Genomic DNA, 1,922 nt, shown 5'->3' on the forward strand with positions numbered 1-1,922 from the left:
GCTCGCCCGGGCCCAGCAGGCCGGCGAGATCCGCGCGGACATCGGGATCGACGAAGTGATCTCCCTCGTCAGCGCGGTCGCCTGGGTCCGGGAACAGGCGCGGGAACGCGCCGGCCAGCTGGACACGCTGATGTCGGTCATCGCCGCCGGGCTCCGGTCATCCGGTGTCATAGCTTCCTGACCCACCCGGGTCTTGCAAAACGGAGCATCGCACCGGTACGGTGCCAACGTTAACACACCGGACTGGTGGGGGAGGACGCGGCGAATGAAGTGCGGCGTCACGGCCCGTTCCCACCGGGACGATACCGGTCATTCGGATGCTGCGCCGGAGCCGCAGGCGACGCATCTGTTCCGGCGTCGCCACGTCGACTTCGGCATGGTGGTGAGCGCATCCTGTCCGGCGGCGCGGCTCCCCTCGCCCTGAGTCGGTCTTCCGGCGTCGATGGATAATCCGGCCACTTTCACCATCGGACCACCGCGTCCCGGGTCCGTTCCACCGCACGGTGAACGGGCGCGGATTGTTGTCACCTGACCCGGATCTGGTGGTTCTTTCCGTCGTTCCGTGGAACAACACACGGGATTTCCGTCACGATGCCCGGCGATGGCGTCAGCCTGCCCGGAATCCGGTGTCGCCGCACAGCCGGTCCCGCGTTCCGTCATGCCCGCCTTCCGCACTCTCACGAATGGAACACGGTGCTTACCTCAAAATCCTTCCCCGGCCGGCCCTTCCGGAGAAAGGCCGTTCTCGTGGCCGTCGTACCCGCGGTGGCCGCGTTGGCCACGGCCTGCGGCGGTAGCGGCTCCGCGGAGGTCTGATCCCATGTTTCAGCTGCTGGGCCCGTTGCGGATAACTGAGAACGGCCGGGTGGCGTCGATCAACGCGCGGAAGGTGGCGACCCTTCTCGCGGTTTTCCTCATAAGGGCGAACGAGGTGGTGTCGACCGAACAGCTCGTCGCGGAGCTGTGGGGTTACTCGCCGCCGCGCCGGGCCGTCGCCGGACTGCACGTCTATGTCTCGCAGCTGCGCAAGTTTCTCGCCGCCAATGGTAGGGACTGCGCCGATCTGGTGACCCGTTCGCCGGGCTATCTCATGCGGATCGGCCCGGACGAACTGGATCTGCCGGAGTTTCTGCGTCTGTTCGATGAGGGGCGCGGGGCATTCCGGGCGGGTGACTACGAGGTGGCTTCCACGGCGTTGACCCATGGCCTGGACCTGTGGCGCGGCCGGATACTGGAGGACCAGCGCGGCGGCGAGATCGTCGACGGCTTTGTCGCCTGGCTCGACGAACTGCGGCTGGAGTGCTGCGAGAAGCTGGTCGAATGCGACTTCCGGCTCGGTCGGCACCGCGAGCTGGTAGGGTTCCTGCGGAATCTGGTCGCCGAGTATCCGCTGCACGAGGTGTTCTACCGCCAGCTCATGCTGGCCCTGCACCGAAGCGGCCGGCGGGCCGCCGCACTGCAGGTCTACCAGCACGCACGGCACACCATCGTCGCCGAACTGGGGCTGGAGCCGGGCCGTGCCGTGCGCGAGCTGCACCAGGCCATCCTGGTGGACGACTGAGGTGGGACCACGCCGGTGCTGACCAAACGCTCTACGATTCCCCGCCCGGCTGTGGTGCGCTGTGTCCCGCGGCGAACAGGTTATGTGATCGGCGTGTCAGCCGCTTCGCTTTTCCGTGTTGCCGGTTCCGGGGGTGCTGAAGACCTCGCTGGCGGGCCGGGAACCGAAGTGCCCGTCGAGGATCTCGAAGGAGTCGAGAGTGACCAGGGCCGGATGGCTGACCGCGCAGGCGTGCGCGAGCCGCAGCAGTTCGTGCCGCAGCCCACTGACGTAGTTGGCGACCCGGGCCGCCTTGTCACCGGGGTCGAGCCCGCGCGCCAGCCAGCGGGACTGGGTGGCCACCCCGGTGGGGCAACGGCCG

General features: G+C 68.0%; 2 protein-coding genes and 1 pseudogene. 2 read left to right on the forward strand and 1 reads right to left on the reverse strand.

The genetic code is table 11. From position 1 onward, the window contains the following. Together DD1DGNOD_RS29255 and DD1DGNOD_RS10900 are read left to right on the forward strand one after the other, a co-directional pair. Nucleotides 1-181: pseudogene (locus DD1DGNOD_RS29255) on the forward strand (TetR/AcrR family transcriptional regulator); the annotation flags it as partial. A 639-nt stretch (nucleotides 182-820) separates the two neighbouring features. Then, nucleotides 821-1,561, forward strand: coding sequence for an AfsR/SARP family transcriptional regulator (locus tag DD1DGNOD_RS10900; RefSeq protein ID WP_131770035.1), 741 nt, complete (start codon nucleotides 821-823; stop codon nucleotides 1,559-1,561). Nucleotides 1,562-1,657: 96 nt separating this feature from the next. Here the strand turns inward: DD1DGNOD_RS10900 and DD1DGNOD_RS10905 are convergent. After that, nucleotides 1,658-1,922: glutamate synthase-related protein (locus tag DD1DGNOD_RS10905; protein WP_241255647.1), on the reverse strand; the 265-nt coding region annotated here is incomplete at its 5' end.

It is taken from the genome of Candidatus Protofrankia californiensis, from assembly GCF_900634765.1.
In the GTDB taxonomy this organism is placed as follows: Bacteria; Actinomycetota; Actinomycetes; order Frankiales; family Frankiaceae; genus Protofrankia; species Protofrankia californiensis.